This is a genomic window from Pseudomonas sp. S12(2018) (assembly GCF_024355235.1).
Taxonomy (GTDB): domain Bacteria; phylum Pseudomonadota; class Gammaproteobacteria; order Pseudomonadales; family Pseudomonadaceae; genus Aquipseudomonas; species Aquipseudomonas palmensis.
In genome coordinates this window covers 61,042-86,703 of sequence record NZ_QLAD01000014.1, presented here as the reverse complement: position 1 = coordinate 86,703, position 25,662 = coordinate 61,042, and the positions used below count along the sequence as shown (strand labels likewise).

19 protein-coding genes and 1 pseudogene are annotated in these 25,662 nt (G+C 61.4%); 9 read left to right on the top strand and 11 right to left on the bottom strand.

Annotated elements, in window-relative coordinates; all coding sequences use genetic code 11:
* Nucleotides 1-44: 44 nt before the first annotated feature.
* From DN388_RS24835 to DN388_RS24820, 4 genes and pseudogenes are all read right to left on the bottom strand, one after another.
* A complete protein-coding gene (locus tag DN388_RS24835; RefSeq protein WP_255002738.1) occupies nucleotides 45-2,015 on the bottom strand; it encodes an integrase in 1,971 nt (656 codons plus the stop codon).
* On the bottom strand, nucleotides 2,012-3,904 hold the full coding sequence (locus tag DN388_RS24830) for a hypothetical protein (protein ID WP_255002736.1): 1,893 nt from the start codon (nucleotides 3,902-3,904) through the stop codon (nucleotides 2,012-2,014). The genes DN388_RS24835 and DN388_RS24830 overlap by 4 nt, the downstream gene beginning before the upstream one ends.
* A complete protein-coding gene (locus DN388_RS24825) occupies nucleotides 3,885-5,366 on the bottom strand; it encodes a site-specific integrase (RefSeq protein ID WP_255002734.1) in 1,482 nt (493 codons plus the stop codon). The genes DN388_RS24830 and DN388_RS24825 overlap by 20 nt, the downstream gene beginning before the upstream one ends.
* Before the next feature lie 78 nt (nucleotides 5,367-5,444).
* Nucleotides 5,445-6,146, bottom strand: a pseudogene (locus DN388_RS24820) (mechanosensitive ion channel domain-containing protein); the annotation flags it as partial.
* A gap of 142 nt (nucleotides 6,147-6,288) precedes the next feature.
* On the opposite strand from DN388_RS24820, the gene DN388_RS24815 reads away from it, so the two are divergent.
* Nucleotides 6,289-7,617: a DEAD/DEAH box helicase gene (locus DN388_RS24815; protein WP_043864144.1), complete on the top strand. Its 1,329-nt coding sequence runs from the start codon at nucleotides 6,289-6,291 to the stop codon at nucleotides 7,615-7,617.
* A 74-nt stretch (nucleotides 7,618-7,691) separates the two neighbouring features.
* On the opposite strand, the gene DN388_RS24810 is transcribed toward DN388_RS24815, so the two are convergent.
* Nucleotides 7,692-7,961, bottom strand: coding sequence for a hypothetical protein (locus DN388_RS24810; RefSeq protein ID WP_043864143.1), 270 nt, complete (start codon nucleotides 7,959-7,961; stop codon nucleotides 7,692-7,694).
* Between the two features lie 128 nt (nucleotides 7,962-8,089).
* Here DN388_RS24810 and DN388_RS24805 point away from each other — a divergent pair, with 128 nt between their 5' ends.
* Both DN388_RS24805 and DN388_RS24800 read left to right on the top strand, forming a co-directional pair.
* A complete protein-coding gene (locus tag DN388_RS24805) occupies nucleotides 8,090-8,485 on the top strand; it encodes a hypothetical protein (protein ID WP_043864142.1) in 396 nt (131 codons plus the stop codon).
* A gap of 98 nt (nucleotides 8,486-8,583) precedes the next feature.
* Nucleotides 8,584-9,513, top strand: coding sequence for a DMT family transporter (locus DN388_RS24800; RefSeq protein ID WP_043864141.1), 930 nt, complete (start codon nucleotides 8,584-8,586; stop codon nucleotides 9,511-9,513).
* Here the strand turns inward: DN388_RS24800 and DN388_RS24795 are convergent.
* Nucleotides 9,461-10,636: an MFS transporter gene (locus tag DN388_RS24795; RefSeq protein WP_123753018.1), complete on the bottom strand. Its 1,176-nt coding sequence runs from the start codon at nucleotides 10,634-10,636 to the stop codon at nucleotides 9,461-9,463. The two genes, DN388_RS24800 and DN388_RS24795, sit on opposite strands and share 53 nt — an antisense overlap.
* 104 nt (nucleotides 10,637-10,740) lie before the next feature.
* On the opposite strand from DN388_RS24795, the gene DN388_RS24790 reads away from it, so the two are divergent.
* Nucleotides 10,741-11,640 (top strand): LysR family transcriptional regulator, encoded by a 900-nt coding sequence (locus DN388_RS24790; RefSeq protein WP_088514513.1) that lies wholly within the window; start codon nucleotides 10,741-10,743, stop codon nucleotides 11,638-11,640.
* 111 nt (nucleotides 11,641-11,751) lie between these two features.
* A complete protein-coding gene (locus DN388_RS25385; RefSeq protein ID WP_286900691.1) occupies nucleotides 11,752-11,877 on the top strand; it encodes a PA1414 family protein in 126 nt (41 codons plus the stop codon).
* Nucleotides 11,878-12,367: 490 nt separating this feature from the next.
* Here the strand turns inward: DN388_RS25385 and DN388_RS24785 are convergent, their stop codons facing one another.
* Complete coding sequence (locus DN388_RS24785) at nucleotides 12,368-13,747, bottom strand: sodium:solute symporter (RefSeq protein WP_043864137.1); 1,380 nt, start codon at nucleotides 13,745-13,747, stop codon at nucleotides 12,368-12,370.
* A 138-nt stretch (nucleotides 13,748-13,885) separates the two neighbouring features.
* Nucleotides 13,886-14,836 carry an agmatinase gene (gene speB / locus DN388_RS24780; protein ID WP_043864136.1) on the bottom strand — a complete coding sequence of 317 codons (951 nt, stop codon included), beginning with the start codon at nucleotides 14,834-14,836 and terminating at the stop codon, nucleotides 13,886-13,888.
* A gap of 223 nt (nucleotides 14,837-15,059) precedes the next feature.
* Between speB and DN388_RS24775 the strand changes: the two genes are divergently transcribed.
* From DN388_RS24775 to DN388_RS24765, 3 genes are all read left to right on the top strand, one after another.
* A complete protein-coding gene (locus tag DN388_RS24775) occupies nucleotides 15,060-15,953 on the top strand; it encodes a LysR family transcriptional regulator (protein WP_255002726.1) in 894 nt (297 codons plus the stop codon).
* A gap of 136 nt (nucleotides 15,954-16,089) precedes the next feature.
* Complete coding sequence (locus DN388_RS24770) at nucleotides 16,090-17,655, top strand: PAS domain-containing methyl-accepting chemotaxis protein (protein WP_100634657.1); 1,566 nt, start codon at nucleotides 16,090-16,092, stop codon at nucleotides 17,653-17,655.
* 75 nt (nucleotides 17,656-17,730) lie between these two features.
* The gene (locus DN388_RS24765; RefSeq protein WP_100634659.1) at nucleotides 17,731-18,324 is read left to right on the top strand and encodes a tRNA-uridine aminocarboxypropyltransferase; all 594 of its coding nucleotides are present in this window, start codon (nucleotides 17,731-17,733) and stop codon (nucleotides 18,322-18,324) included.
* Between the two features lie 6 nt (nucleotides 18,325-18,330).
* On the opposite strand, the gene DN388_RS24760 is transcribed toward DN388_RS24765, so the two are convergent.
* The 3 genes from DN388_RS24760 to DN388_RS24750 are packed head-to-tail and all read right to left on the bottom strand — an operon-like array spanning nucleotide 18,331 to nucleotide 23,253.
* Nucleotides 18,331-19,686 carry an HlyD family type I secretion periplasmic adaptor subunit gene (locus DN388_RS24760; RefSeq protein ID WP_043864132.1) on the bottom strand — a complete coding sequence of 452 codons (1,356 nt, stop codon included), beginning with the start codon at nucleotides 19,684-19,686 and terminating at the stop codon, nucleotides 18,331-18,333.
* 11 nt (nucleotides 19,687-19,697) lie between these two features.
* On the bottom strand, nucleotides 19,698-21,851 hold the full coding sequence (locus tag DN388_RS24755) for a type I secretion system permease/ATPase (RefSeq protein WP_100634661.1): 2,154 nt from the start codon (nucleotides 21,849-21,851) through the stop codon (nucleotides 19,698-19,700).
* A 28-nt stretch (nucleotides 21,852-21,879) separates the two neighbouring features.
* A complete protein-coding gene (locus tag DN388_RS24750; protein ID WP_043864130.1) occupies nucleotides 21,880-23,253 on the bottom strand; it encodes a TolC family outer membrane protein in 1,374 nt (457 codons plus the stop codon).
* Nucleotides 23,254-23,763: 510 nt separating this feature from the next.
* Here DN388_RS24750 and DN388_RS24745 point away from each other — a divergent pair.
* On the top strand, nucleotides 23,764-25,662 hold a 1,899-nt coding region (locus DN388_RS24745), incomplete at its 3' end, for a retention module-containing protein (RefSeq protein ID WP_255002721.1).

The window sequence follows — 25,662 nt, the reverse complement described above, 5'->3', positions numbered from 1 at the left end:
GCTATTTTCTGAGCTTGGAGAGTGTCTAGGAAACCAGGGGCGATTCAGATGCGGGCACGCAAGGCCTTGAAGTCTTTCAAGTTCTGAAGCTCGGCGCGGTACTCGATAGTTCCAACCTTGAGCCCTGCTAGATCAAATTCCATGATCTCGATTGTTTCATCCATCCTGGATTCCTGTCCCACAAACTGCTTGCACCCTAAGCAAGTATCCATCTTCGCATGGGCACGTTTATCGCAAGGGGTAGGAGAGGTGCAGCCTCCTGCAGGAGTTTCCTCGTACGCCATCAAACCAAGCTTCACTTGCTGATTTGTCTGCGCCTCTGTGCCGGCCAGCCAGGGAGACTCTTTTCGCATCTCCATGGCTCGACGCCCGGCGAGGCCGTACATCTGCTCTGCAGACTTGAGCACATCACGAATGAACAGCGCCGCATCGGCTTCTTCCTTGGCTCGCTTGAGCTCAAGGGTGAGCTTGGGATTGATGTCGCTGAACAGGTAGTTCTTGGCTGAGCAACCTTTCATGTAGTAGGTCGACATGGCTTTAGTGATGTGCCGGAGCAGGCGTTTGAGTGAGGGTAGGGTGATCAAGCCGCTCTGACCAGCAAACACTGCGATCGAGCGGCGGAATTGATGTGAAGTGATACGCCAGGGCTGACCGACCTTGAACTTCTTGTCATCACGCCAGTTTCGATACGGATCAATTGTTTCCAGCTCGCGAATATCTGCGTCAGTAATGATTGCAGGGGGAAGCCGGGCCTCAAGATTTTTAGCAATGGCTATGCCTTTTTTTGACGAGTTGCCAGAATATGGCAAATTGGACGCAGCCAGAAGCAGCCAGTCTACTTTTATGTCGGATTCTACGTGGCCTGCTACCAGTTTTTGAATGGATTGAAGAACTTGTACAGGCTCTCGAATATCGTCGGTCGTGATCCATTTTGCATCCGTTTTTTCACCCTCAAGCTTAGTAGATGTACCGCATAGATATAGCGCTTCATCATTCCAGCCTCGAATTGGCTCCAAACAGTCTACTGGGAGATTCAATACCTCGCTGTCTCGCATGAGGGTGAACAGGTGAATCAAGCATTTTGCGCAGTATTGGACTAGTGACAAAAATCTAGACGGGCTCATAGTTGAGCTCCAGTTGTACTTTTTAGCCAGTCTCGTCAGTTTGTACTTGTCAATCGCCTTCCAGAAAGTCAGCGGTTCTAGAATTTGAGTTGCTCGTGTTTCAGCCGGCAGCAACATGAATTCATTCTGATACATGAAGCGAGCACGATCGGATCTTCCGAAGAATCGATTGTCAATTGATGCTTCTATAAAGCTGTGTATGGCATTCTTGTCTTTGAGGTAGTCATCGAGGCGCTCTTTGTACTGCTTGTACTTGGCCCAAAGGATCCTGCTGGGTATCACAGCATACTGATCGCCTTCCTTTCGTGAATCACGAGTGGCTTTTTCGAAGAACGGCAAAATGGAGCCATCGATCAGGAATCCTCTGTCTGCACTGTCGATACTCACCAGTGTTCGCATCAAGCCCAATAATGATTTGTTGTAAGAGGTTGGCAGGCTTGCTTGCATTTCTTCAAATATGGATTTTTTGCCAAATATCTCCTCGATTCGCATGCTGCGCTTGTCGCTAAAGGTTCTTAAGTGATTAAGTGCTGTGAGAAGTGACTGCATTGTGGGTAAGCGAATAGCCTTGCCGGTCTTCGACTTTGTGGAAAACATTTTGATCGTGAGTAGTCGTTTGCAGGTGGCAATATTCTCTGAGTTAAACTTACCCTCCTGCCGGAATGGAAAAAAATTAAAGTATGGTTTGTCCTTGACGCTAAAGTCGAACGCAGGGAGAAACCATTCGTCATCATCAAAGAGTGAAATGATCGAGCCGTCTTCCGATCGGGATATAACCAGGCCAGGGCCAATACGAGATAGGGTCATCCCGTAATAAGCATCGGTTTGCAAGTGCGCCTTCTTGAGAGGGAAAGCAGAGCTGCTGACGAAAGCTTTACGTTTAGTGCTCATTTCATCACCCTCAATTGAACCATTCGGTGGTAGAAGCGCTTCCAGTAATCAGATAGCTCGAAGTTGTTGCTGATCTCTGCTTTAATCCGATCAACCACACTCGCCATGTCGGGACGCTCCTCAAGGAGCTCAGCAATGATCCGATCAATCTGCGCGACAGCTGCACCATGAACCTTGTCAAAATGGTTCTTGTCGGCGCATGAGTTCAAGTATTCCAAGGTGACGAAACGCATGCTGAGCAGCTTGCGAATTGAAGGCTCGTTGGCATGAGTCCGAAACTGGCTGCAGAAAATGCAACCCTCAAAATTTTTGCAGTTGGGTTCGTAGTCTGGAGGCGGTGGGATCGCTTCCGCCCGCCCGTTGCTGCCGGCGCAATCCCCAGCAGGAATTTCCTCGCCGCGATAATCATCAAGCAGCCCAACCAAACGCTTGATCATCGCTGTGATCTCAGCGATTGCCGTCGTTTCATTGGCTTGAGCATAACTCTTGAGTATTGTGGTTTCACTTGTTTGCATCAGAGCCGACACTACTTGGACTGAGTGACCTTTGGAAAGCAAGAAGTTGCATTTGTACTTTCTGAGCGTCTGGTAGCTCAAACCTTCAAAGTTTGTAATTAAATGACTCTCGATTCGGGAGTTGTGTTTTTGTATTTCGGCGGGGCGCACCTGGCCGCCGACGCTTTGACCGTAGATGGTCATGCCCACGAAAAGAAATTCGTGCTCAATCTCATGACAAATGAATTTCCGTAAGCGTATGTACTTGTCAAATTGCTTCATGAAAGTCTTTTTGATGGTGAAATTCACTTCCCGTCCACAAGCGCGCAGCTTGATGCCTACAAACCCTTGTTCCTCAGAATCAAAGGTTTCATAACTACTGTTGAATGTTAGATCTCTCAGAGACTGCTCGTTCAGCCCGCTGTTTGCTGCAAACAAAGGGATGAAAGCATCATGCGCGAGTTTTGCGAGTCGCATGCGTTTCTCGTGACGTCGGTCGCTGTTGGCTTTCTGCAGTACTGCATGCGCATCTTCGAGGTCATAGCGCACCTGATATTCCGGCCTAGAGCTAAGCTTGGTGGCTTCATCAAGAGTGCGAACCCTCCCGGTCACGTAGTCCCACTTGATGTTAAGGCGTACTTTGGATGTTTCAGCTAATACTTGCTCGCTTACATAGGGGTATTCACCCGGGAGCAGCCAAAGGTATTCGGTCATGAATGGGATTTGGGCAGGAAATTTTTTGAAGTTGAGTAGGAAATCGGTCAGGCCATCAAAAAGATATTGGCAAGTGGTAAGGTAGGCTTCAATCTCTTTTTCCAGCGGGGGCTCGGTTGGTTTTTGAGCTCCGCTCTTGTTGGAGATCATTGGGAGGTCATCGCGGAAATTGACCGTAGTATTTGGAAAGAAAACTGGCCCGCTGCGTAACGCCTCTGACTGTAAGCGATTCGCCGTAAATATTACTTTTTTTCTGCCGGTCTCTTGATTTAAATACTGTGTGTACGCTTGCAGAGCCTGATGATAACTCTCGGGGGATGTCAGGAAATCTTCAAACTCGCTTTTGTCTGCCCAGTTAAAGAAGCCGTTGAGCTCGGTTGCATTTTGATAAATGGTGTAGGCGCTTTTGCTGGTGTAGAAGAGCGTGATCTTATGTACCACCCATGCGCGGACGGCCTCCATGCGCTCGGGACGCAGGGAGTCATGATCTACCGACTTGATGAGCGCTCGGGTGACCTTGTCGCGATTTTGATAGCAAAGTGCGCCGATATCGAAACTACGTTCTTCCGTGCACTTGAGAATAAGTCCTTCGATAGGACTTGAAGCGATGATTCGCTGGCAATCATCGAGCTCTAATGCCTGAATGTCGACTTCATAAACGTTACGATCGAATACCCTCATGTCGTCTCATTTCCTCATTGATAACGCCCTCAAGGTGAGACTCAAACTCTGACTGGGCGTTGGCAGTTAGAGCATGATTGTCTTTAAACCTCAGGTAGCGCATGGTTACGTTGATGCTACTGTGGTTTAGTCTTCTTCTAACTAAATCCAGTAGGTCGAGTTGCGACACTTCACCCTTTTCTAATGCTTTCATGTTGTCCTCGATTAAGTTCATGCCGAACGTGGCACGCAGGTCGTGGAATTGGTATTTGAATTCCTGATTTGCTTTCTTCAGCTCCTCTCGAATCTTCGTGGCAAACTGACGAATCGCTGATCCACGCTCATTGGAGTACTCAAAAAGTTCGATATCGTCTTCGGCCACGTAGTATGGCTTGCCCGTTCTCGTGAGGAAAACGTACTGGTCGGCAATATCTTCGATAGCTGATTTCATGGCTCTGTCCTTGTATCGCTGAGAGTTCAGGTAGATCGTGAGTCGGTAATGCATCCAAGCGGGTATGAGTACAAGTTGCTCTTTGTTGTTTTTCGCATCCACATTGGTTTTTCCTCCAATCGAGATCGCATACAACGCATTCCGATTTTGATCATCTGGTGAACCTACGTCCTGCCGGACGCAATGGAAGCGTAGATTCAAGATAGACTGAATTCTCATGCCCGTGGTCAAGGCGACGACGTATATCAGTAGCATCTCGGGATTGGCTAGCCGCACCAATGCCGCGATCAGTGCCCGCTGGTTTTCACGGTTGATGGGATATAGCTTTCCCCCGTCTTCAATGTAATCACCAGTCGGTATCTCAGCTGTCCGCCTGAGGGTTAGATCCGTGCAGATAGTTTCCTTTGATTGTTGGAAGCCATGACGGTCGGTATATGAGATATGCCTTGTCGTGCTTTGCCACATAGCCTGCTGAGGGTTGAACCGCCCTGTATTCACCAGCCATCGATAGAAGCCAATCATGCTGGTGATCTTTCGATTTGCAGTCCCCCTTCCGAGCTTCTCACCGTTCGCGGCCGTGCCCCCGCGCATCTTTCGCATGACGGCTTTCTTCATCTGAGCTTGGTAGTAGTAGGTGGGCCGTCTATATGTCTCCCCTTCAAACTCCAGGTAGTCCCGCTCACCCTCCTGCATCTTGTTCATGAAGTCGCACAGGTCGCCTGCGATGTTCTCGACCGTTGCCGTTTTCCTGCCTTGCTCTGCTGAGAGCCAGAATAGGTACAGGCTGCCGTCGCGCCAGATACTTCCGTCAGGCTGAAGGATCACGTAAAGCGTGTTGATAGTGGCCGTCTGGTAGGGAAGGGCTTTGACAGGGTAGGGCTCGATGCTGAGGCCGTCCTCTGAGATACCTCCTACCCAATCCATGGCTTGATCTGGGTCACAGGGTTGCCAGAGCTGGACGTTGCTCAGCAGCACCTTGGAGTACAAGGCGGTGGATTCTGGGGGGGCTTGAGGGGGGGCTTGGGAGGTCATGGACATCATCCTGGTGGAGATGTCTGTCCATTCAAGGTGAGCTCACGAGATGTGTCAAATGGCGGGAGCTCACGCGTGGTTCTGCACCTTGACCGTGTGCAGGGTGATGTCCACCACGTCGCCGTCGGCGCCCACCTGGGGCATCTCGATCCAGTCGCCGACGCGCAGCATGTCGTTGCTGGTCAGTTGCACGCTGGCCACGAACGACAGCAGGGTGTCCTTGTACACCAGCAGGATCACCGCCGACATCGCACCCAGGCCCGACAGCAGCAACAACGGCGAGCGGTCGATCAGGGTGGCGACGATGATGATCGCGCCGAACACGAACAGCACCATCTTGGCCAGTTGCACATAGCCCTTGATCGAACGGGTACGCGCATGTTCGGTGCGGGCATAGATATCGAGCAGGGCATCGAGCAGTGCACTGATGGCCAGCACCAGGAACAGGATGGTGAACGCCAGCGCCACGTTGCCCAGAAAATGCTGGCTGGTGGCACTGAGCTCCGGCACCAGCTTGAGGCCGAACTGCACCACCAGCGAGGGCACCATCTGCGCCAGGCGCTGGAATACCTTGTTGTGCAGAAGGTCGTTGAGCCAGTGCAGGGCCGGCTGGCGGCTCAGCAGCCGGACGGCGTGCAGGATCATGAAGCGTGCCACACGCCCCAGTACCAGGGCGGCCAGCAGCAGTACCGCCAGGCCCAGGCCGGCGTGCAGCAGCGGGTGCTGATCGAGGGTGCCCCACAGATCCAGGGCGTTTTGCCAGAACAATTGAATATCCATGCCTTAGTAAAGGTGTCCGCAAAAAGAGTGGAAGTGCAATTAGAACGCGGAAAGTCGTGACAATGCCAAAAGAAATTCGGCGTGAGCGCCGGAAAACGTTACCCTATATGGCTGAATTTCTGCACTTGCCCGAGGTACACCCGTGTTTTCCCAATTCGCCCTGCACGAACGCCTGCTCAAAGCCGTGGCCGCACTGAACTTTGTCGAGCCCACGCCTGTGCAGGCGGCGGCCATCCCCCTGGCGCTGCAAGGGCGTGACCTGCGGGTGACGGCGAAAACCGGTAGCGGCAAGACCGCCGCCTTCATGCTGCCCGTGCTCAACCGCCTGGTGGACCTGAAGCAGAGCCGTGTCGAGATCCGTGCCCTGGTGCTGCTGCCGACCCGCGAGCTGGCCCAGCAGACCCTCAAGGAAATCGAGCGTTTCGCCCAGTTCACCTACATCAAGGCCGGCATGATCACCGGTGGTGAAGACTTCAAGGAACAGGCCGCCATGCTGCGCAAGGTGCCGGACATCCTGGTCGGCACCCCGGGGCGCATGCTCGAACACCTCAATGCCGGCAACCTGCACCTTGAACATGTGCAGGCGGTGGTGCTGGACGAAGCCGACCGCATGCTCGACATGGGCTTTTCCGAAGACGTCGAGCGTCTGTGCAACGAGTGCGCGAACCGCGAGCAGACCCTGCTGTTCTCGGCTACCACTGGCGGTGCCGGCCTGCGCGACATGATCGGCAAGGTACTCAAAGACCCCGAGCACCTGATGCTCAACACCGTCAGCCAGCTCAACGACGGCACCCGCCAGCAGATCATCACCGCCGACCACAACCAGCACAAAGAACAGATCGTGCAGTGGCTGCTGGCCAACGAGACCTACCAGAAGGCAATCATCTTCACCAATACCCGGGTGATGGCCGACCGTATCTACGGTCACCTGGTGGCCAAGGACATCAAGGCATTCGTGCTGCACGGCGACAAGGACCAGAAGGACCGCAAGCTGGCCATCGAGCGCCTCAAGCAGGGCGGCGCCAAGGTGCTGGTGGCGACCGACGTCGCGGCCCGTGGCCTGGACGTGGACGGCCTGGACCTGGTGATCAACTTCGACATGCCGCGCAGCGGCGACGAATATGTACACCGTATCGGTCGTACCGGGCGCGCCGGCAACGAAGGTCTGGCAGTGTCGCTGATCTGCCATGGTGACTGGAACCTGATGTCGAGCATCGAGCGCTACCTCAAGCAGAGCTTCGAGCGCCGCACCATCAAGGAAGTCAAAGGCACCTATACCGGGCCGAAGAAGGTCAAGGCGTCGGGCAAGGCCGCCGGGGTCAAGAAGAAAAAGACCGACAAGAAGACCGACAAGAAGGTGGTGGCCAAACGCAAGCCGACCGCCAAGCCCAAGCCCAATGCTCCCTCCCTGGTGAGCCAGGACGGCATGGCACCGCTGAAGAAGCGCAAGCCGGCACCGGCTGCCGAGTAAGGTTGCAGGGCCTATTCGCCGGCAAGGCCGGCTCCTACAGGAGCTGTCTTGCCAGCGAACGCGTCATCCTCGATTCAGACTTTCTTCTCTGCCGCCTTCAGTTCCTGCATGCGCTTGTCGATCAGCTGGCATTTGTCCGGCAGGTCCTTGCTCTCGGTTCCCAGCTTCATCCCCTGCAGTTCTTCATTGATCTCCTTGGCCTTCTGCGGGTTCTGCTCCGTCAGTTTGCTGACCTCCTTGGCCAGCTCCTCGCGTTTCTGCGTGGCCTCTTCCAGCGTGCAGGCCCAGGTGGGCACGGCAAATAGAAGGGCAGCGGCAGCGGTGATGCTCATCAGCGTTTTCATGGTCGGACCTCGTGTTCCATTACGGGCGAAGGTGTTCGGTGGAGGGCTGTGCCGGCCGGAAAGTTCAGTCGAACCGCTGCCGCGCGCGCCTGTCACACCCTTACATCCCCTTGCTGGAGGTTGGACCGATGAGCACTACCTATGACTGGGACCTGATGGAGCGCCTGCTGCACGAAGTGCAGAACGGCGCCGGCCACAGCTTTACCCCGCGCCCGTATGCCGAGCAGCATGCTGCCGGCCTGGCTGCCAAAGGCGATGCAGTGCCGGAGCTTGATCATCTGAAGACCAAGGCCTGCGAATACGAGAAGCTGCTGTTCGAGCGCGGCTTTATCGAGACGCGCCCTGAAGAGGAAGGGGGCAATGGCGAGAACTTCGTCCTTACCCAACGAGGCTCGCGCCTGCTCAGCCTTATCGACAGCGCAATCCCGGGCAATGATCATCCGCGCCAGGTGTTGAACGAGCAGGCTGATGCACTGGATGAGGCGACCTTCGACGAAGTGGCGTCAAAGGCACAAATCGCCTGATCGGGCTGGTAATCGCTGGCAGCAGGCGCTGATAATCGGCGCTGGATCCACTATTGCCGAGAGCCTGCCATGCCGTGCCGCGATAATGGGGGTCGCCCTTGAGCGCCCTTCGTAAGAATACCGACACCTTCGCTCTGCAGGTCATGCTGGGCCTGTGCCTGATCTGGGGCATCCAGCAGGTCATGATCAAGTGGGCTGCGCCGGACATCGCACCGGTGATGCAGGCCGCCGCGCGCTCGGGCATCTCGGCACTGATGGTCGCGTTGCTGATGTGCTGGCGGGGTGGCTGGGAACAGCTGGGCACCACCTGGAAGGGCGGTCTGCTGGCCGGTTCGCTGTTCGGCCTGGAGTTCCTGCTGATAGCCGAAGGGCTGCAACTGACGTCCGCGGCGCACATGTCGGTGTTCCTCTACACCGCGCCGGTGTTCACTGCGTTGGGGCTGCACTTCATGCTGCCCAGCGAGCGCCTGCGCCCGCTGCAGTGGCTCGGCATCCTGCTGGCGTTCGCCGGCATTGCCGTGGCCTTTGCCGGCGGGCTGTCGCTGGACAACCTCGATGGGCGCATGCTACTGGGCGATGCGATGGGCGTGATGGCCGGCATGGCCTGGGGCGCGACCACCGTCGTGGTGCGGGCTTCGCGCCTGTCGGAGGCACCGGCTACCCTTACCCTGTTCTACCAACTGATGGTCGGCTTCGTCGGCCTGCTGCTGATCGCGGTGCTGACCGGGCAGGTCGGCCATGTGACGCTGACCGCCACATCGATCAGCAGCGTGCTGTTCCAGGCGGTGGTGGTGTCGTTCTTCAGCTACCTGACCTGGTTCTGGCTGCTGCGTCGCTACCTGGCGTCCAACCTGGCGGTGTTCTCGTTCATCACCCCGTTGTTCGGGGTGACGTTCGGCGTGTTGCTGCTGGGCGAGCCGTTGAGCCTGAACTTCATCCTGGGCGCCGTCTGCGTGTTGCTGGGCATTACCCTGGTCAGTGCCGAGCAGTGGGTACGCAGGCGTCTGCGGCGCCTGCTCGGCCAGTAGCCGGGCGCAACAGCAGGGCCCCGGCGATGATCAGGCCGCTGGCGGCCACTACCAGCGCCGGTTGCAGGCTGGCGCTGAACTGATTGCTCAACGCCGCCAGCAGCGGGCCGCTGAGTTGGCCGAGGGCGAAGCAGGTGGTCAGCAGGCCGGCATTGCGGTGGGTGGCGTGGGGGGCCAGTTCGCGCGAGCGCTGCATCACCAACTGCATGCAGGCCAGAAACGGCGTGCCGCACAGCAGTACACCCAGCGCCAGGCCGGCGCCGCTGCCCAGCAGGCAGGCCAGTACCCCAGCGGCCTGCAGCCACAACGTTGCCATCAGCCAGCGCGCCGTGCTGCCGTGGTGCGGGCGGCGCAGGCTGACCAGCACCACACCCATGGCGGCAGCCAGGCCGAAGGCCGGCCAGAACAGGTCGGCCAGCCACTGGCCGTGAAAACGTGCGCTGGCCATCTGTGACATGAAAGTGGCCGGAATGATGTATCCCACCCCGTACAGTGCATAGATCAGCCCCAGCCGTCCGATGCCGGGTGTCGCACCCTGCGCGGTGGCCTTGTGCGCGGGGACTGGTTGCGGGCGTGGCAGCGCGGGCTGGATCACCAGCAGCATCAGCAGCGCCACGGCGGCGTAGATCAGCCACAGCGGTGCCGAACCCAGCCCCTGCAGATTGGCGCCCAGTGCCAGCATCCCCGTGAGCAGGATACCCATGCCAGGGCCGGCGAACACCAGTGCGCCAAGACGCGGTTGCCGGCTTTGAGCGGCCAGGTGCTGAGTCATGCCGGTGAGCGTCACCACCACCCACGCACTGGCGATGCCGGTGCCCAGGCGCAGCGCCATATGCGGCCAGAACCCGTGGGCCCAGAACGAGGCCAGGGTCAGCAGCACACACAGCCACAACCCGGCCAGCAGGCGCCTGCGCACCTGGGCGGGGCGGTGCGCGAACATCGCGTCGAGGGCGCCGAGCAGGTAGCCCAGGTAATTGGCGGCAGCTACCAGCCCGGCGGCGGTCAGGCTGATCTGGCCTTCGCTGATCAGGTGCGGCAGTTGCGGGGTGAGGGCGAATCGGCCGATGCCCATGGCCATCATCAGGGCAACGAAGCTGGCCAGCAGGCGCATTGTCGAGGACATGGTCGGGTTCCTGTGCGATGAGCGTTGACCGTCAGGCTACTGCGGGTTGACTTTCATAAAAATTGAATAATGATGAGGAACTTGTTCTGCTTTGGAGAATTGCCGTGGAGCTGAGTCAACTGCGCATCTTTCAGGCGGTCGCCGAAGAGGGGTCGATCACCCGCGCGGCCGAGCGCCTGCACCGCGTGCCCTCCAACCTGTCCACGCGCCTGCGCCAGCTGGAAGAGCAACTGGGTGTGGAGCTGTTTCGGCGCGAGCGCCAGCGCCTGCAGCTGTCTCCGGCTGGCAAGGTGCTGCTGGACTACAGCGCACGCATGCTGGCGTTGCATGACGAAGCCTTTGCGGCGGTTCAGGGGGGCGAGCCGGCGGGGAATTTCGTGCTGGGCAGCATGTACAGTTCAGCGGCCATTCATCTGCCTGAGCTGCTGGCGCGCTATCACCGAGCTTACCCGGCGGTGAACCTGCAGGTGCAGACCGCCCCCAGCGGCGAATTGCTCGAAGGGCTGCTCAGCGGGCGTCTCGACGCGGCGCTGGTGGATGGACCGCTGGCCCTGGCCGGGCTCGACGGGGTGCCCTTGTGCGAGGAGACCCTGGTGCTGCTCACCGAGGCCGACCACCCGCCGGTGCACAGTGCCCGGGACGTGGCTGGGCGTGCGGTGTTCACGTTTCGCCAGGGATGCTCGTACCGCATGCGGCTGGAGGCCTGGTACGCCCATGATCGTGCGGCGATGGGGCGGGTGATGGAAATCGAATCGTATCCCAGCATGCTTGCCTGCGTGATCGCCGGGGCGGGTGTGGCGTTGATGGCGACCTCGATGCTTGAAAGCCTGCCGGGCCGTGAACGGGTCACGGTGCACCCGTTGCAGTCGCCGTTCGACCAGACCACCACCTGGCTGATGTGGCGCAAGGGCATGTGCGGGGCCAACCTGAGTGCCTGGATAGCGGTGCAGGAAGCGGTGAAGGGGCAGGTGAGCGATGATGCCGAGGTGGCCCTGCGTGCCTGACTGAAATCAATAGAGAAGTTTTTACCCGGGCGTGATGCTGCACATGGGGCTATGATGAGTTTGTAGCGCCGCCGCCGTACTTCGCGCGCAGATGACCCGTGAGGGGGAGTTATGAGAAACGATCTGTTCAACTGGCTCCACGACCTGGCTGTGGCACTGGGGCTTGTCCCGCCACCCATGCAGCCTGTACCGATCCCTACCGATGAGGAGCAACGCAAACGCCAACCTCGGCGCTAGCGTGCTGCTGAAACCGACGCATTGCGCAATGCGTCGGTATTCTTTTGCGATTTTTCAGCCGTCCCCATTCCCACAAAATCTCTGAAAGGCTTTGGCTTTGGCTTTGGCTTTTGATCTTCCCGTCCCCCAGGAGGCCGAATGGAACCTGCGCGTAGTGGGGTGAAGGGCCATGGATGGCCCGTAAAGCGCCGATGGGCAGGGATGCCCGTTCGGCGTGGCCCCACGGAGCGTGGGTGGAATGAGGGGACCCGTAGCGAAGCGTAGGGCCGGATGATGGACGGGAGCGGTTTTGCTTACTTTTTCCAAGAAAAAAGTAAGCCGCTGTAAGAGCGGAAGGGGCCCTTGCTGGCTGCATCCATGCTGGATAAGCCTGCGCTTGCCGATGTTACAGAGCCTATTGCTGACCCAGGCGTGTTGCTGCCTTCGCGGGGCAAGGCCCGCTCCTACAGGTCGTCCATGACCCTCCGCCCCGCTACCCGGGCGGGGCGTCCTATGCCAGATTCACCGCGCCTACCGGCCGACGCGACATCAAACTCACCACCACAAAACTCACCAACCCGATCGCCAGGCTGTAGTAGATCGGCGTATTGGCATCCATCCCATCCTTGAACATGAACACCAGCGCCGTCACGAACCCCAGCCCCATGCTGGTGATTGCCCCGGCCGTGGTTGCACGCTTCCAGTAGATTGCCCCGATCAACGGCACCAGCATGCCGCCCACCAGCAGGTTGTACGCCAGGGTCAATGCACTGATCACATCCACTACCACCAGCGCGATCCCCAGCACCGCAATACCCGTAAGCAAGGTAAACAACCGGTTGATGCCAAGGCTCGACTGCTTGCCGCCACGCAGCTTGGGCAGCAGGTCTTCGGTCAGCACCGTGGAGGCAGCCAGCAAGCCGGCACTGGCGGTGGACATCATCGCCGCCAGGGCCGCGGCAATCACCAGCCCACGGATGCCGTCGGGCAACGCTGACTTCACGATCGCCGCAAACGCATTGTTGGCATTGCCCAGGTCAGGCAGCAGCACATGCGCACACATGCCGATCAGGGCACACACCAGGCCGTAGATCACGCAGTACACACCGGCCGTGGTACCGGCCCGCTGGGCGACTTTTTCGTCACGGGCAGTGAACACGCGCTGCCAGATGTCCTGGCCGATCAGGATGCCGAAGAAGTAGATCAGGAAGTAGGTGATGATGGTGTCCCAACCGATGGTGGTCAGGTTGAAGCTGGCAGCCGGCAGCTTGGCCACCAGTTCGTCCCAGCCGCCCACCCGGTACAGGCAGATCGGCAGCAGGATGAACATCAGGCCCACGGTCTTGATCACGAACTGCACAATGTCGGTCAGGGTCAGCGACCACATGCCGCCAATGGTCGAGTAGACCACCACCACGCCACCACCGAGCAGGATGGCGCCCCAGAACGGCAGGTCGAACAGCACCTGCAGCACGGTGCCGATGGCCAGGGTAGAGGTCACGGCGATCATCAGGGCGTAGGCCAGCATGATCACGGCGCTGGCCTGGCGGGCCATAGGGTTGTAGCGCTTTTCCAGCACCTGGGTCACGGTGAAGATGCGCAGGCGCAGCAGCGGCTTGGCCAGGAACAGGTTCAGGGCAATGATGCCCAGGCCCAGCGCGGCGCACAGCCAGAAGCCGGAAATGCCGTGCACATAGCCCAGCTTCACGGTGCCGACGGTAGAGGCGCCGCCCAGCACGGTGGCGGCCATGGTGCCCATATACAGGCTCGGGCCCAGGTTGCGCCCGGCCACCAGGTAGTCTTCGTGGGTCTTCGCGCGGCGCATGCCGAACCAGCCCAGTACCAGCATGCCGGCGGCGTATATCAGTACAACGAATATGTCCAAGGCCATGGGGTGTCTCCGATTATCTTTATTATGGTGAGATCGATCGCCGGTGGCGTGCGCCAGGCGTCATTCATCCGCAAGCGGGCCGCGTGTACGGCCCGCCGAAAGGCTCCATCCGGGGGTGAAACTCCAGGCCGATGGCCGTTAGCGATGCGCTACGCCAGGCAGAACACACAGCATTTCGTACAACAGGTTGGCGCCGAGCAACGAGGTGTTGCCGGTGGTGTCGTAGGGCGGCGAGACCTCCACCAGATCGCAACCGATCAGGTCCAGCCCCTGGCAGCCACGAATGATCTCCATCGCCTGGATGGTGGTCAGGCCACCGATTTCCGGGGTGCCGGTGCCCGGTGCCCAGGCCGGATCGATGCCGTCGATGTCGAAGCTCAGGTAAACCGGACCACCACCGACCTTTTCACGCACTTCGGCCATCAGTGGCTCCAGCGACTTGTGCCAGCACTCCTCGGCCTGCACCACGCGAAAGCCCTGCTTGCGGCTCCAGTTGAAGTCTTCGGCGGTGTAGCCCTGGGCGCGCAGGCCGATCTGCACCACGCGGTCGCAGTCCAGCAGGCCTTCTTCGACGGCACGACGGAAGGTGGTGCCGTGGGCGATCTTCTCGCCGAACATGTGATCGTTGACGTCGGCATGGGCATCGATGTGCACCAGCCCGACCTTGCCGTGCTTCTTGTGGATCGCGCGCAGGATCGGCAGGGTGATGGTGTGGTCGCCGCCCAGGGTCATGGGGATCACGTCGTGCTCGAGGATCTCGTCGTAGGCCTCTTCGATGATGCGCACCGCGTCGAGCAGGTTGAAGGTGTTGATTGCCACGTCGCCGATGTCGGCGACCGACAGCGAGTCGAACGGGGCGGCGCCGGTGGCCATGTTGTACGGGCGGATCATCACGGATTCGGCACGGATCTGGCGCGGGCCGAAGCGGGTGCCGGAACGCAGCGAGGTGCCGATGTCCAGCGGGATGCCGATGAAGGCAGCGTCCAGGCCGGCGGCGCTGGGCAGGTGGGGAAGACGCAGCATGGTGGCGATGCCGCCGAAACGCGGCATTTCGTTGCCGCCCAGTGGTTGGTGAAGAATCTTGTCCACGGTCGGGCCTCACGGTTTGGATTGTTCTAGTTGTTGGAACCTGTCCGGCCACCCTGCGAACAGGTGCAGCAATGCGCGAGGACAGGTGCATTGGCGCAGAGTCTGCAAAAGGTAGTGCGCCAAGAGAATCGCTACAGGCAAATACTTACTTCAGGTTTTCATGAACTAATGGCGATCAGCGGGTAGACTGGCGCGTATTCGTTGCCCTGTTGGAGCCCTTGCCATGGCCTCGGCCCTGCCTGATCTGAAATTGCTGCGCATCTTCGTCAGCGTGGTACGCCACCAGGGCTTCGCCAATGCCCAGCGCGAGCTGAACCTGTCCACGTCCGCCATCAGTACCTACATGAGCCAGCTGGAGTCGGCGCTGGGTATCGTGCTGTGCCACCGTGGGCGCGGCGGCTTCAGCCTCACCAGCAAGGGCGAGCTGTTCCATCAGGAGACCCTGCGTCTGCTGGCCGAAATGGACGGTTTCGAGCAGTACGCGGCGGCGCTCAAGGGCGAGCTGCGCGGCACCCTGAACCTGGGGGTGATCGACTCCACGGTCGGCGATCGCGCACTGCCGCTGGCCGACGCCATCGGTGCCTATAGCCTCGAACACCCGGCCGTGCACCTGCACCTGTCGGTGTCCAGCCCCTACGAACTGCAACTGGGGGTGCAGGACAACCGCATGGACCTGGCCATCGGCGCTTTCTCCACGCGCATGAGCGGGCTGGTGTATCAGCCGTTGTACCGCGAGCAGCATTGGCTGTACTGCAGCAACCGGCATTCGCTGTTCACCGAGCGGCGCATTCCCGAACAGGTGATCACCCAGCAGCGCATGGTCGGTCGAGGCTACTGGAGCCAGGCCGAACTGGCCCGCCACGGCTTCAAGCACAGCGCCGCCACGGTCGAGAGCATGGAGGCACAGCTGATCCTGGTACTGTCGGGGGCCTACATCGGCTACCTGCCTGAACACTATGCCCAGGCCTGGGTGGACAAGGGCGACCTGCGGGTGCTGTCGCCGGCGACCTTCGGCTATCAGGCGCCGTTCTCGCTGATCATTCGCCGGGGCCGCAGCCGCGAACCCTTGATCCAGACCTTTCGCGACCGCCTCAAGGCGCAGCTCACGCCAGCCTGATCGGATGCGCATGAAAATCTTTTGCGCAAATAGAAGAAAAATCCTTCAGACAAGCCCTACAAGCCCGTAAATGCTCTGCTAAACCTGTTCTTGCTTGTTGAAAATTCCCAACATCTTCCAAGCAGGGATCGCCGAGATGCGTACGAATCTGCCCGTCACTGAGCATGAAAGAACCTTCCCGAGCGATCAGCGCCTGATATCCACCACCGACCTCAACAGCCGCATCACCTACTGCAACGACGCCTTCGTCAGCATCAGCGGTTTTACCTACGACGAACTGGTGGGCCAGCCCCATAACCTTGTACGCCACCCGGACATGCCGCCCGCGGTGTTCGGGCACATGTGGGACACCCTCAAGCAAGGCAAGCCCTGGATGGGGGTGGTCAAGAACCGCGCGAAGAACGGCGATTTCTACTGGGTCAGTGCCTACGTGACGGCCATCTACGAGGATGGCCGTATCAGTGGCTACGAGTCGGTGCGCTCGGTGCCCACCCCGGACCAGATCCGTCGAGCCACGGCGTTGTATGCACGCTTGCGCCAGGGCCGGGGCGCCATGTCCTGGGCCGCGCGTGCAGCGGTGCAACTGGAGCTGGGCTGGCCGCTGGTAGGGGCGGCGCTGCTGTCGGCCGCCGGCTACCTGTGGCTGCCCCAGTACGCGGCGCTGGGCGTGTTGATGGCCAGCCTGCTCAGTGCCTGGTACCTGATCGAGGCCCATCACGACCGGATGATCCGGCGTACCCTGGCCGAGCACCCCAGGGCCTTCACCAGCCCGCTGGTAGCGCTGACCTACAGTGACAACCGGGGCCTGCAGGGGCAGTTGGACCTGGCGATCATCAGCGAGGAAGCGCGCCTGCAGACCGCGCTCACGCGGCTGGTGGACGCCGGCGTCGGGGTCAAGGCACGGGCCACGCAATCGAGCGACCTGTCCGGGGCCCAGGCGCAGATGCTCGACCGCCAGCGCTGCGAGACCGACCAGTCGGCGGCCGCCATTGCGCAGATGGCGGCAACCATCCAGCAGGTCACCCACAACGTGCAGGACACCGCCACGGCGGCGTCCGATGCCGACCAGTTAGCCCGCCAGGGCAGCGACCTGGCACAACGAAGCCTGCAGGCAATGGGCAGCATGGCCGATGCGGTGACCGAGATCGGCCAGGCGGTGAACGAACTGGCCGGGCAAACCCAGTCCATCGGCAGCGTGGTGGATGTGATCACCTCGATCGCCGAGCAGACCAACCTGCTGGCGCTCAATGCCGCCATCGAGGCGGCGCGGGCCGGCGAGCAGGGCCGCGGTTTTGCCGTGGTGGCCGACGAGGTGCGGTCGCTGGCGCAGCGCACGCGGGTCTCGACCGAGGAAATCCACCAGATCATCGCCAGCCTGCGTGCCGGGGCCGAGCGGGCGGTGAGCAGTGCCAGCCGCGGCGAGCAGATCTCGCGTGACAGCGTGCACAGTGTCGAGGCCGTGCAGATCGCGCTGGTGGGCATCAGCCAGGCGGTCAGCCGCATCACCGGCATGAGCCAGCAGATGGCCACGGCGTCGGAACAGCAGAGCCATGTGGCCGAAGACATCAACCAGCAGATCACGCGCATCGCCCAGCTGTGCGACCACAGCGCCGGGCAGGCCAAGCAGGGCGCCGAGATCAGCCAGGACCTGCAGCGCATGGCCGACTACCTGTACAGCCTGGCCGAACGCTTCAATCGCTGAATCCGCGCGTTGACCCAGGGCGGTGCGGTATTTCGCGGGCCTGCTGTGGCACACTTCGCGCCCCAGGAGAACCCGATGTCCAGAATTCACTGCGAGCGCTGCCTGCGCCCACAAACCCATTGCCTTTGCGCGTTGATCCCCCGCCTGGATAGCCGCACCCGTTTACTGCTGCTGCAGCATCCCAGCGAAGTAAACCATGCCTTGAACACCGCCAGGCTGGCGGCGCTTGGCCTGCGCAATGCCGAGTTGCGGGTGGGCGAGGTGTTCGAGGATCTCGAGCAGTGGTTGACGCAGCCGGGGTATCGCACCGGCCTGTTGTTTCCGGGTGAGGGCGCGCAGGCGCTGCAGGCTTATGCTGGCGATGAGCGACCGTGGTTGCTGGTGGTGCCCGACGGCACCTGGCGCAAGGCGCGCAAGTTGCTGCATGTGAACCCTTTGCTGGCAACGTTGCCACGGGTCACGCTGGGGGCGTTGCAGCCGTCGCGCTACCGGTTGCGCAAGGCACCCGGGGAGGGCGCCTTGTCGACCATCGAGGCAGTGACGCAGGCGTTGAACGTGCTGGAGGCGCCGGCGCTGTTCGATGCGCTGCTGCGGCCGTTCGATGCCCTGATCGAGGGGCAGATTGCGGCGATGGGGCAACAGACCTACGAGCGCAACCACCTGCGTTGATGGGCGCTAGCGCTCGCGCAACGCCTCGGTGCGTGCCTTGAGCACCGGCTTGAGCAGGTAATCCAGCACGCTCTTGTGCCCGGTGATGATGTCCACCGTGGCGGTCATGCCCGGGATGATCAGCAACGGTTTGTTGTCCCCGCCCAGGTGGTTCTTGTCGGTGCGCACCTGGATCAGGTAGAACGCGTTGCCCTTGTCGTCCGTCACCGTGTCGGCGCCGATCAGTTCCAGCTTGGCCTTCAGGCCACCATAGATCGTGTAGTCGTACGCACTGAACTTGACCATCGCGGTCTGCCCGGGGTGCAGAAAGGCCACGTCCTGTGGGCGCACCTTGGCCTCGATCAGCAGGTTGTCTTCCAGCGGCACGATCTCCAGCAGGTCGCTGCCCGGCTGCACCACACCGCCAATGGTGTTGACCTTGAGCAGCTTGATGATGCCGTGCACCGGCGACACCACGGTGGTGCGGGTGACACGGTCGTCGATGGCGATGCTGGTGGCGGTGATCTTCGAAAGCTCGGTGCGCTTGTCGTTGAGTTCCTTGGCCGCCTCCGAGCGAAAGCCTGCCTCGGATTCCTCGATCTTGCTGCGGATCTCCGCCGCCGCCGCTTCGGCCCGCGGAATCGCCAGGCTGGTGGCGTTCAGCGAGCCGCGAGCCTCCACCGCGCTGCGCTTGAGGCGCAGGATCTCCACCGGCGAAATCGCGCCGGTGCCCACCAGCGGCGTGGACATGTTCAGCTCTTGCTGCAGCAATGCCAGGCCCGAGCGGTACTGCTCCAGTTTGGAGCGAAACTCGGCCAGCTCCTGGGTTTTCTGCCGCAGTTGCTCGTTGAGCGTCTGTTTCTCGCTGGTGAGGCGGCGCTGGCGCGACTGGTACAGCGACAGTTCGTCCTCGGCCACCTGCGGGGCCTTGCTGCGTACCACCTCCGAAAGCTGGAAGGGGCGGCCCTCGGCCTCGGCGGACAGGCGCTCGACCTGCGCGGTCAGGGCATAGCGGTCGGCTTCGCTTTCGCCCTTGTTCGACAGAAAGCGCGTGTCGTCCAGGCGCAGCAGGGTGTCGCCCTTGTTCACCATCTGCCCCTCGCGCACGAAGATCTCGGTGACGATGCCGCCCTCCAGGTTCTGGATCACCTGCACCTTGCTCGACGGGATGGCCTTGCCTTCGCCCATGGTGACTTCATCGAGCACCGCGAATTTGGCCCACACCAGTGCCACCAGCAGCAAGCCTGCCGCCAGCCACACGGTGATGCGCGACAGGCGGGGCGAGTCCTGCAGCGTCGCGCCGGCCAGGTCCGGCATGTACTCGCGTTCGGCAGTCTTGCCGAAGCTGCGGATGTAATCGCCCAGGCCGGACAATGCAGACATGCTGATACCCCTCAGAGTGCAGAGCCGACACGGCCCTTGCGCAGTGCGTCGATGACCGCGTCCTTGGGCCCGTCGGCCACCACCTTGCCGTTGTCCAGCACCACCAGGCGGTCGACCAGGCTGAGCATCGAGGTGCGGTGGGTGACCAGCAGCAGGGTCTTGCCCTGCACCCAGCCGTGCAGGCGCTGGCGCAGCTGGTCTTCGCTGCTGTTGTCCATATGGCTGGTGGGCTCGTCGAGGATCAGGATCGGCGGTTCCAGCAGCATCGCGCGGGCCAGCAGCACGGTCTGGCGCTGGCCGCCGGAGAGCAGCATGCCGCGCTCGCCCACCGGCCGTTCGAAGCCTTGCGGGTGCTGGCGGGCCAGTTCGCTCACGCCGGTCATCTCGGCCACTTCGAGCATGCGCGCATCGCTGACGTAGCGTGCGCCCAGGGTCAGGTTGTCGCGCAGGCTGCCGGCCAGCAGCGGCAGGTCATGGGCCACGTAGCCGAGCTGCTGGCGCAGGTCGGCGATGTCGAGCTGGCGCAGGTCGAGGTTGTCGAGCAGGATCTGCCCCTCTTCGGGTTCGTAGAAGCCCATCAGCAGGCGTGCCAGGGTGCTCTTGCCCGAGCCGCTGCGACCGATGATGCCGATGCGTTCGCCCGGCTTGACCGTGAAGCTCACGTTGTCCAGCGCTGCGGCGTTCTGCCCGCTGTAGCGGAAGGTCACCTGGCTGACCTGCAGCGCGCCGTGCAACTGGGTGCGCTCCAAGGTCTGCTGGCCGGCAGGGCGTTCCTGGGGCAGGGCCATCAGCGCGTCGGTGCTGTGCATGGTCAGCTGGGCCTGCTGGTAGCGGGTGATCAGCCCGGCGATCTGGCCCAGTGGTGCGAGCACGCGGCTGCCGAGCATGTAGCTGGCCACCAGGGCACCCACGCTGAGGTTGCCGGCAATGATGCTGTACACCCCGGCGACGATGGTGGCCATGCCGCACAGCTGCTGGATGAACAGGGTGCCGTTGGTGGCCAGTGCCGAAAGGTTGCGCGCCTGTACGTCGAGGCGGGTGAGGGCGCCGTGGGTGCTTTCCCACTGGTGCTGGCGCTCGCTTTCGGCCCCGCAGGCCTTGAGGGTTTCCAGGCCGCCCAGGGTCTCGATCAGCAGCGCCTGGCGCAGCGCGCCCAGGCTCAGGCTTTTTTCCACGGTATCGCGCAGGCGTGCCTGGATGAACAGCGCAAAGGCGATGGTGATCGGAAAGGCCACCAGCGGAATCACCACCAGCCAGCCGCCCAGCAGGCCGATCACCAGCAGCATCAGCACCACGAAGGGCAGGTCGATGACGCTGGTCAGGGTCACCGCCGTGAGGAATTCGCGCAGGCCCTGAAAGTCGTGGATGCTCTGGGCGAAGCCGCCGATGGTGGCCGGGCGGGCCTTCATCGACATGCCGGTGATGCGCTCGAACAGGGTGGCCGACAGGATCAGGTCGGTCTTCTTGCCGGCCTGGTCCAGCAGGTGCGCACGCACCACGCGCAGCACCAGCTCGAACAGGGTGCCGAGCATCAGGCCGATGACCAGCACCCACAGGGTGGAGGTGGCCTGGTTGGGCACCACCCGGTCGTAGGTCTGCATCACGAACAGCGGCACCATCAGGCCCAGCAGGTTGATCAGCAGGCTGGCCAGCAAGGCGTCGCTGTAGAGCCAGCGCGACTGCTTGAGGGTGTCACGGAACCAGGCGTTGACCCTGGGCAGCAGCGGTGTGCGCAGGTCTTCGACCTCGTGGCGCGGGCGTGCGAACAGGGCCTGGCCGCTGTAGACGTCGGCCAGCTCCTGGCGGCTGACCCACTGCTCGCCGCCTTCGGCTTCACTGGGCAGTATCAGGGCCTGGTCGTTCTCGCCCCAGCGCCGCAGCACGGCGCTGCGGCCATCGGCAAGCAACAGCAGCACCGGCAGGTTGAGCGCCGAGATCGCGCCCAGCTCGCGGCGCAGTACCCGTGCCTGCAGGCCGGCCCGGGCCGCTGCGCGCGGCAGCAGGTCGAGGCTCATGCGCTGTTCGGCCAGCGGCAGGCCGGCACACAGGCTGCTGCGACTGACCGCAGCGCCGTGCAGCTTGCACAGTATCAGCAGCCCGTCGAGCAACGGGTCATCGAAGCTCTGGCGCGGGTCGGCGGTGCCGGCCGGCTGCATGCTGGTCATGGGCGGCTCCTCGGGCGGTCGAACGTGTTCAACGCAGGTCCGGCAGGGTGGCGTCGCTTCTGACTTCGCTGCGTGCAATGGCCTCCGGTGGCAGCGAGATCTTCTGTTTGCTCAGCAACTCGCCCATGTTGGCCAGCACCCGGTACATCGAGAACTCCTCGGTGTAGCGCACTTCGGTGTAGCGACGGTTGGCGTTGTACAGCTCGTTCTCGCTGTCGAGCAGGTCGAGCAGGGTGCGTTGGCCCAGGCCGAACTGATCCTGGTAGGCGGCGCGCACACGGGTGGTGGTGTCGGCGTATTCGCGTGCGGTCGGGGTTTGCAGGCGCGCGTTGGTCATGGCGTTCCACGACAGCGCGAGGTTTTCGTTGAGGGTGCGCAAGGCGTTGTTGCGGATGTCCATGGCCTGGTTGATCTTGTGCGCATCCGACTGCAGGCGGGCCTTGTCGCTGCCGCCCTTGAACAGGTTGTAGCTCATTACCACGCCGGCTCGCCAATCGCTGTTGGCATGCCCGGGTTCACCGGCGATGTTGTTGTTGGCGCCGGTGGCGAGCTCTGCATCCAGGCGCGGGTAGAACGGCGACTTGGCCACTTCGTACTGTTGCTCGGCGGCCTGGATGTCGGCCTGGGCCGACTTGAGGTAGGGGTTGTTCTGCAGCATGGCCTGGCGCGCCTGGGTCAGGTCGCCGGGCATCTCGCCCTTGATCGACACCGGGGTTTCCAGCTCGTCGGGGGCACGCCCGACCACGCTGATGAAGTTGGCTTCGGCATCGGCCAGGTCGACCTGGGCGGTGTACAGGTTGTTGTCGGCCAGCGCCCGGCGTGCGGTGGACTGATCAAGGTCGGCATTGCTGCCCACGCCGCGCTCGCTGCGCAGGCCGATCTGGTCGTTGACGCGCAGGTGTGCCTGCAGGTTGTTCTTGGCCAGGGTCACCAGCTCGCGGCGCTTGAGCACTTCCAGGTACACCTCGATGGCGCGCAGGGCGATGGTCTCGGAGGTGGCCTGCACGTAGTAGGCGCGTGAATTGACCACGGCCTCGGTGCGGCCCACTTCATTGGCGGTATTGAAGCCGTCGAACAGCATCTGGCGCAGGCGCAGTTCGGACTGGGTGTAGTTCAGGGTTTCCTTGTTGTGATTGCGGCTGCCGTCGGCGTTGAAGCCGCGGGTGTTGGTGTTGTCTGAACGTTCGCGTCCGTAGCCGGCCACCAGGTCGACAGTGGGAAAGTAGCCCCCTCTGGCCACCTTCACATCCTCGTCGGCGGACAGCCGGCTGTTGATCCCGGCCTTGTTCTCCGGGTGGTAGTCCACGGCGCTCTGCACGGCTTGTGACAAGGACATGGCCTGCGCGTTGGCACAGATCATGGCGAACAGAATCGCGCTGCTGATGGGGGTCAAAACGCGCATGGATGACATCTCCCTGATTTCTTGTGGTCTCTCAATCGCCAAAAAAATGACGAAAAATGGAGGTCAAACCGTTTCAGGCTTGTAACAACAGAGCTAAGAACATTTAACGGCCAACCTAAGAAGTATTTCTCATAACCGATATGCGAAAAAAAACTTATGCGCTGTACTCAAAGCAAGACATTGTTCTCTTCAGATAGCTCGAAAACAGGCGCAGATGTTGGCCTGTCAGGGCGTCCAATAAAGTTCCTCGTTTTTTGCAGCATTGGGTATGGAGTGAGCGGAGGGGAGGTCAACGCAGCGAAATATGGCGACAAAATTTTGGCTCATGGCCGATTGCCAGATCGCAGCGTGACTTAACCGGAGCATGGGCAGGCCGAATGCATTGATTTCGTTGAGATCGGTGCGTGCGGTCGCAAGGTTGTTCTCCGAGTCGGCCGGGCATTGCCCGCGCCAGGTTTCGCGATACCCCGGCACGTGTTTGCGAAAACCTTCGGCAATGGAGGCATGCTCATGGCTAATTTAATCGGTGTGGTCAGCAAGGTTGTTGGCCAGGTATTCGCGGTAGCGGCCGATGGCGGTCGACGTGCCCTGGTGGAAGGCGACCGCCTTTATGCCGGGGAACAACTGGAAACCGGCGCGGCCGGGGCAGTGGCGGTGCACCTGGAAAACGGTGCCGAGCTGACCCTGGGCCGTGACAGCAGCCTGCAGCTGTCTCCCGACCTGCTGGCCAACCATGCCTCGCATGTGAACGCGCCCGAGACGGTGACGCCCAGCCAGGCACAACTGACCGATGTGGAGAAACTGCAGCAGGCCATTGCGGCGGGCGCCGACCCCAGCCAGGAGGGCGAAGCTCCGGCGGCGGGCCCCGGCAACGGCGGTTCGCCAAGCGCATTGGGCGGCGGCCATTCGTTCGTGCAGCTCACCGAGGTGGGAGGGCACCTGGACCCGGTGATCGGCTTTCCGACGGCGGGTTTCAACAGCATCCCCGAGATTCCCGAACCCTGGATTGGCGCGCGGGGTGATGACCAGGGCCCTGGCGGTTTCGTGCCGCCGGTGATCCCGCCGGTTGAGCCGCCCATCGACCACCCGGTGACACTGGACGGGCTGGAGGTGAATGGCGGTGAACTGACCGTGTACGAGAAGAACCTGGCCGATGGCTCAAGCCCCGATAATGGCGCGCTGACCCAGAGCGGCAGCTTTACCGTGCATGCCCCCGATGGCCTGCACACGCTTACCGTCGGGGGCATCAACGTGGTGATCGGCGGGGTGGTCAGTGGTTTTCCGCAATCGATCACCACGGGGCTGGGCAATACCCTCACCATCACCGGCTACAACCCCGCCACAGGCGTGGTGAGCTACAGCTACACCTTGCTCGACAACGAAGCTCATCCCGCTGGCCAGGGCATCAACAACATCGGTGAGAGCTTCAGCGTGGTGGCCATCGACAGCGATGGCAGCAAGGCCACCGGCAGCCTGGACGTGAACATTGTCGATGACGTGCCGCAGGCCAGGCCCGACAGCGCCTCGGTAGTCGAAGGCGGTACCGTCACCGGCAACGTGCTGCACAATGACAGCCTGGGCGCCGATCGCCCGCCGGTCGAGCACACGGTGGTCGGTGTGCGGGCCGGCTCCGATACCTCGACATCGGCCATCGGCTCGCTGGGCGTGAACATTGCGGGTACCTACGGCACGCTGGTGCTCAACGCCAACGGCGAGGCGGTGTACAAGGCCGACCCCAACGCCGTGCCGCCAGCGGGCGCGACCGATGTGTTCACCTACACCATCCGCGATGCGGACGGTGACGAAAGCACCACGACCATCACCATCAACGTCACCGACAGCAAGCTCGTCGCCTGCCCGGACAGCGTCACGGTGTATGAAAAGGCCCTGGACCTGGTCCAGGACCCGCAAGACCTTGCGCCGGGCACAGTGGTGGGCAGCAACCCGGGCTCGGCGGGCGAGACCGCGACCGGAACGCTGGCCGGCTCGGTCGGTGGTGGCTCCGGCGCGCTGACCTTCACGCTGGTGGGCAGCAGCACCGGCGCCTACGGGCAGATCCAGATCAATGCCGACGGCAGCTACAAGTACACCCTGACGTCCGCGCCGCAGGTGGGCGGTGGCAACGACGGGGCCAATGTGGTCACCTCCGAAACCTTCACCTACAAGGCTACCGACGCGCTGGGCAACAGCGTCACCAGCACCATCGTGATCAAGATCGTGGACGATGTGCCACGGGCAGAGTCGGACAGCACCACGGTGGTGGAGGGCGGTACGGTCACCGGCAACGTATTGGACAACGACACGCTGGGTGCAGACGGTGCAGCCCAGGGCGGTGCGGTGGTGGGTGTGCGGGCGGGCGCCGACACCTCGACCTCGGCCATTGGCTCGCTGGGCGTGAGCATTGCCGGT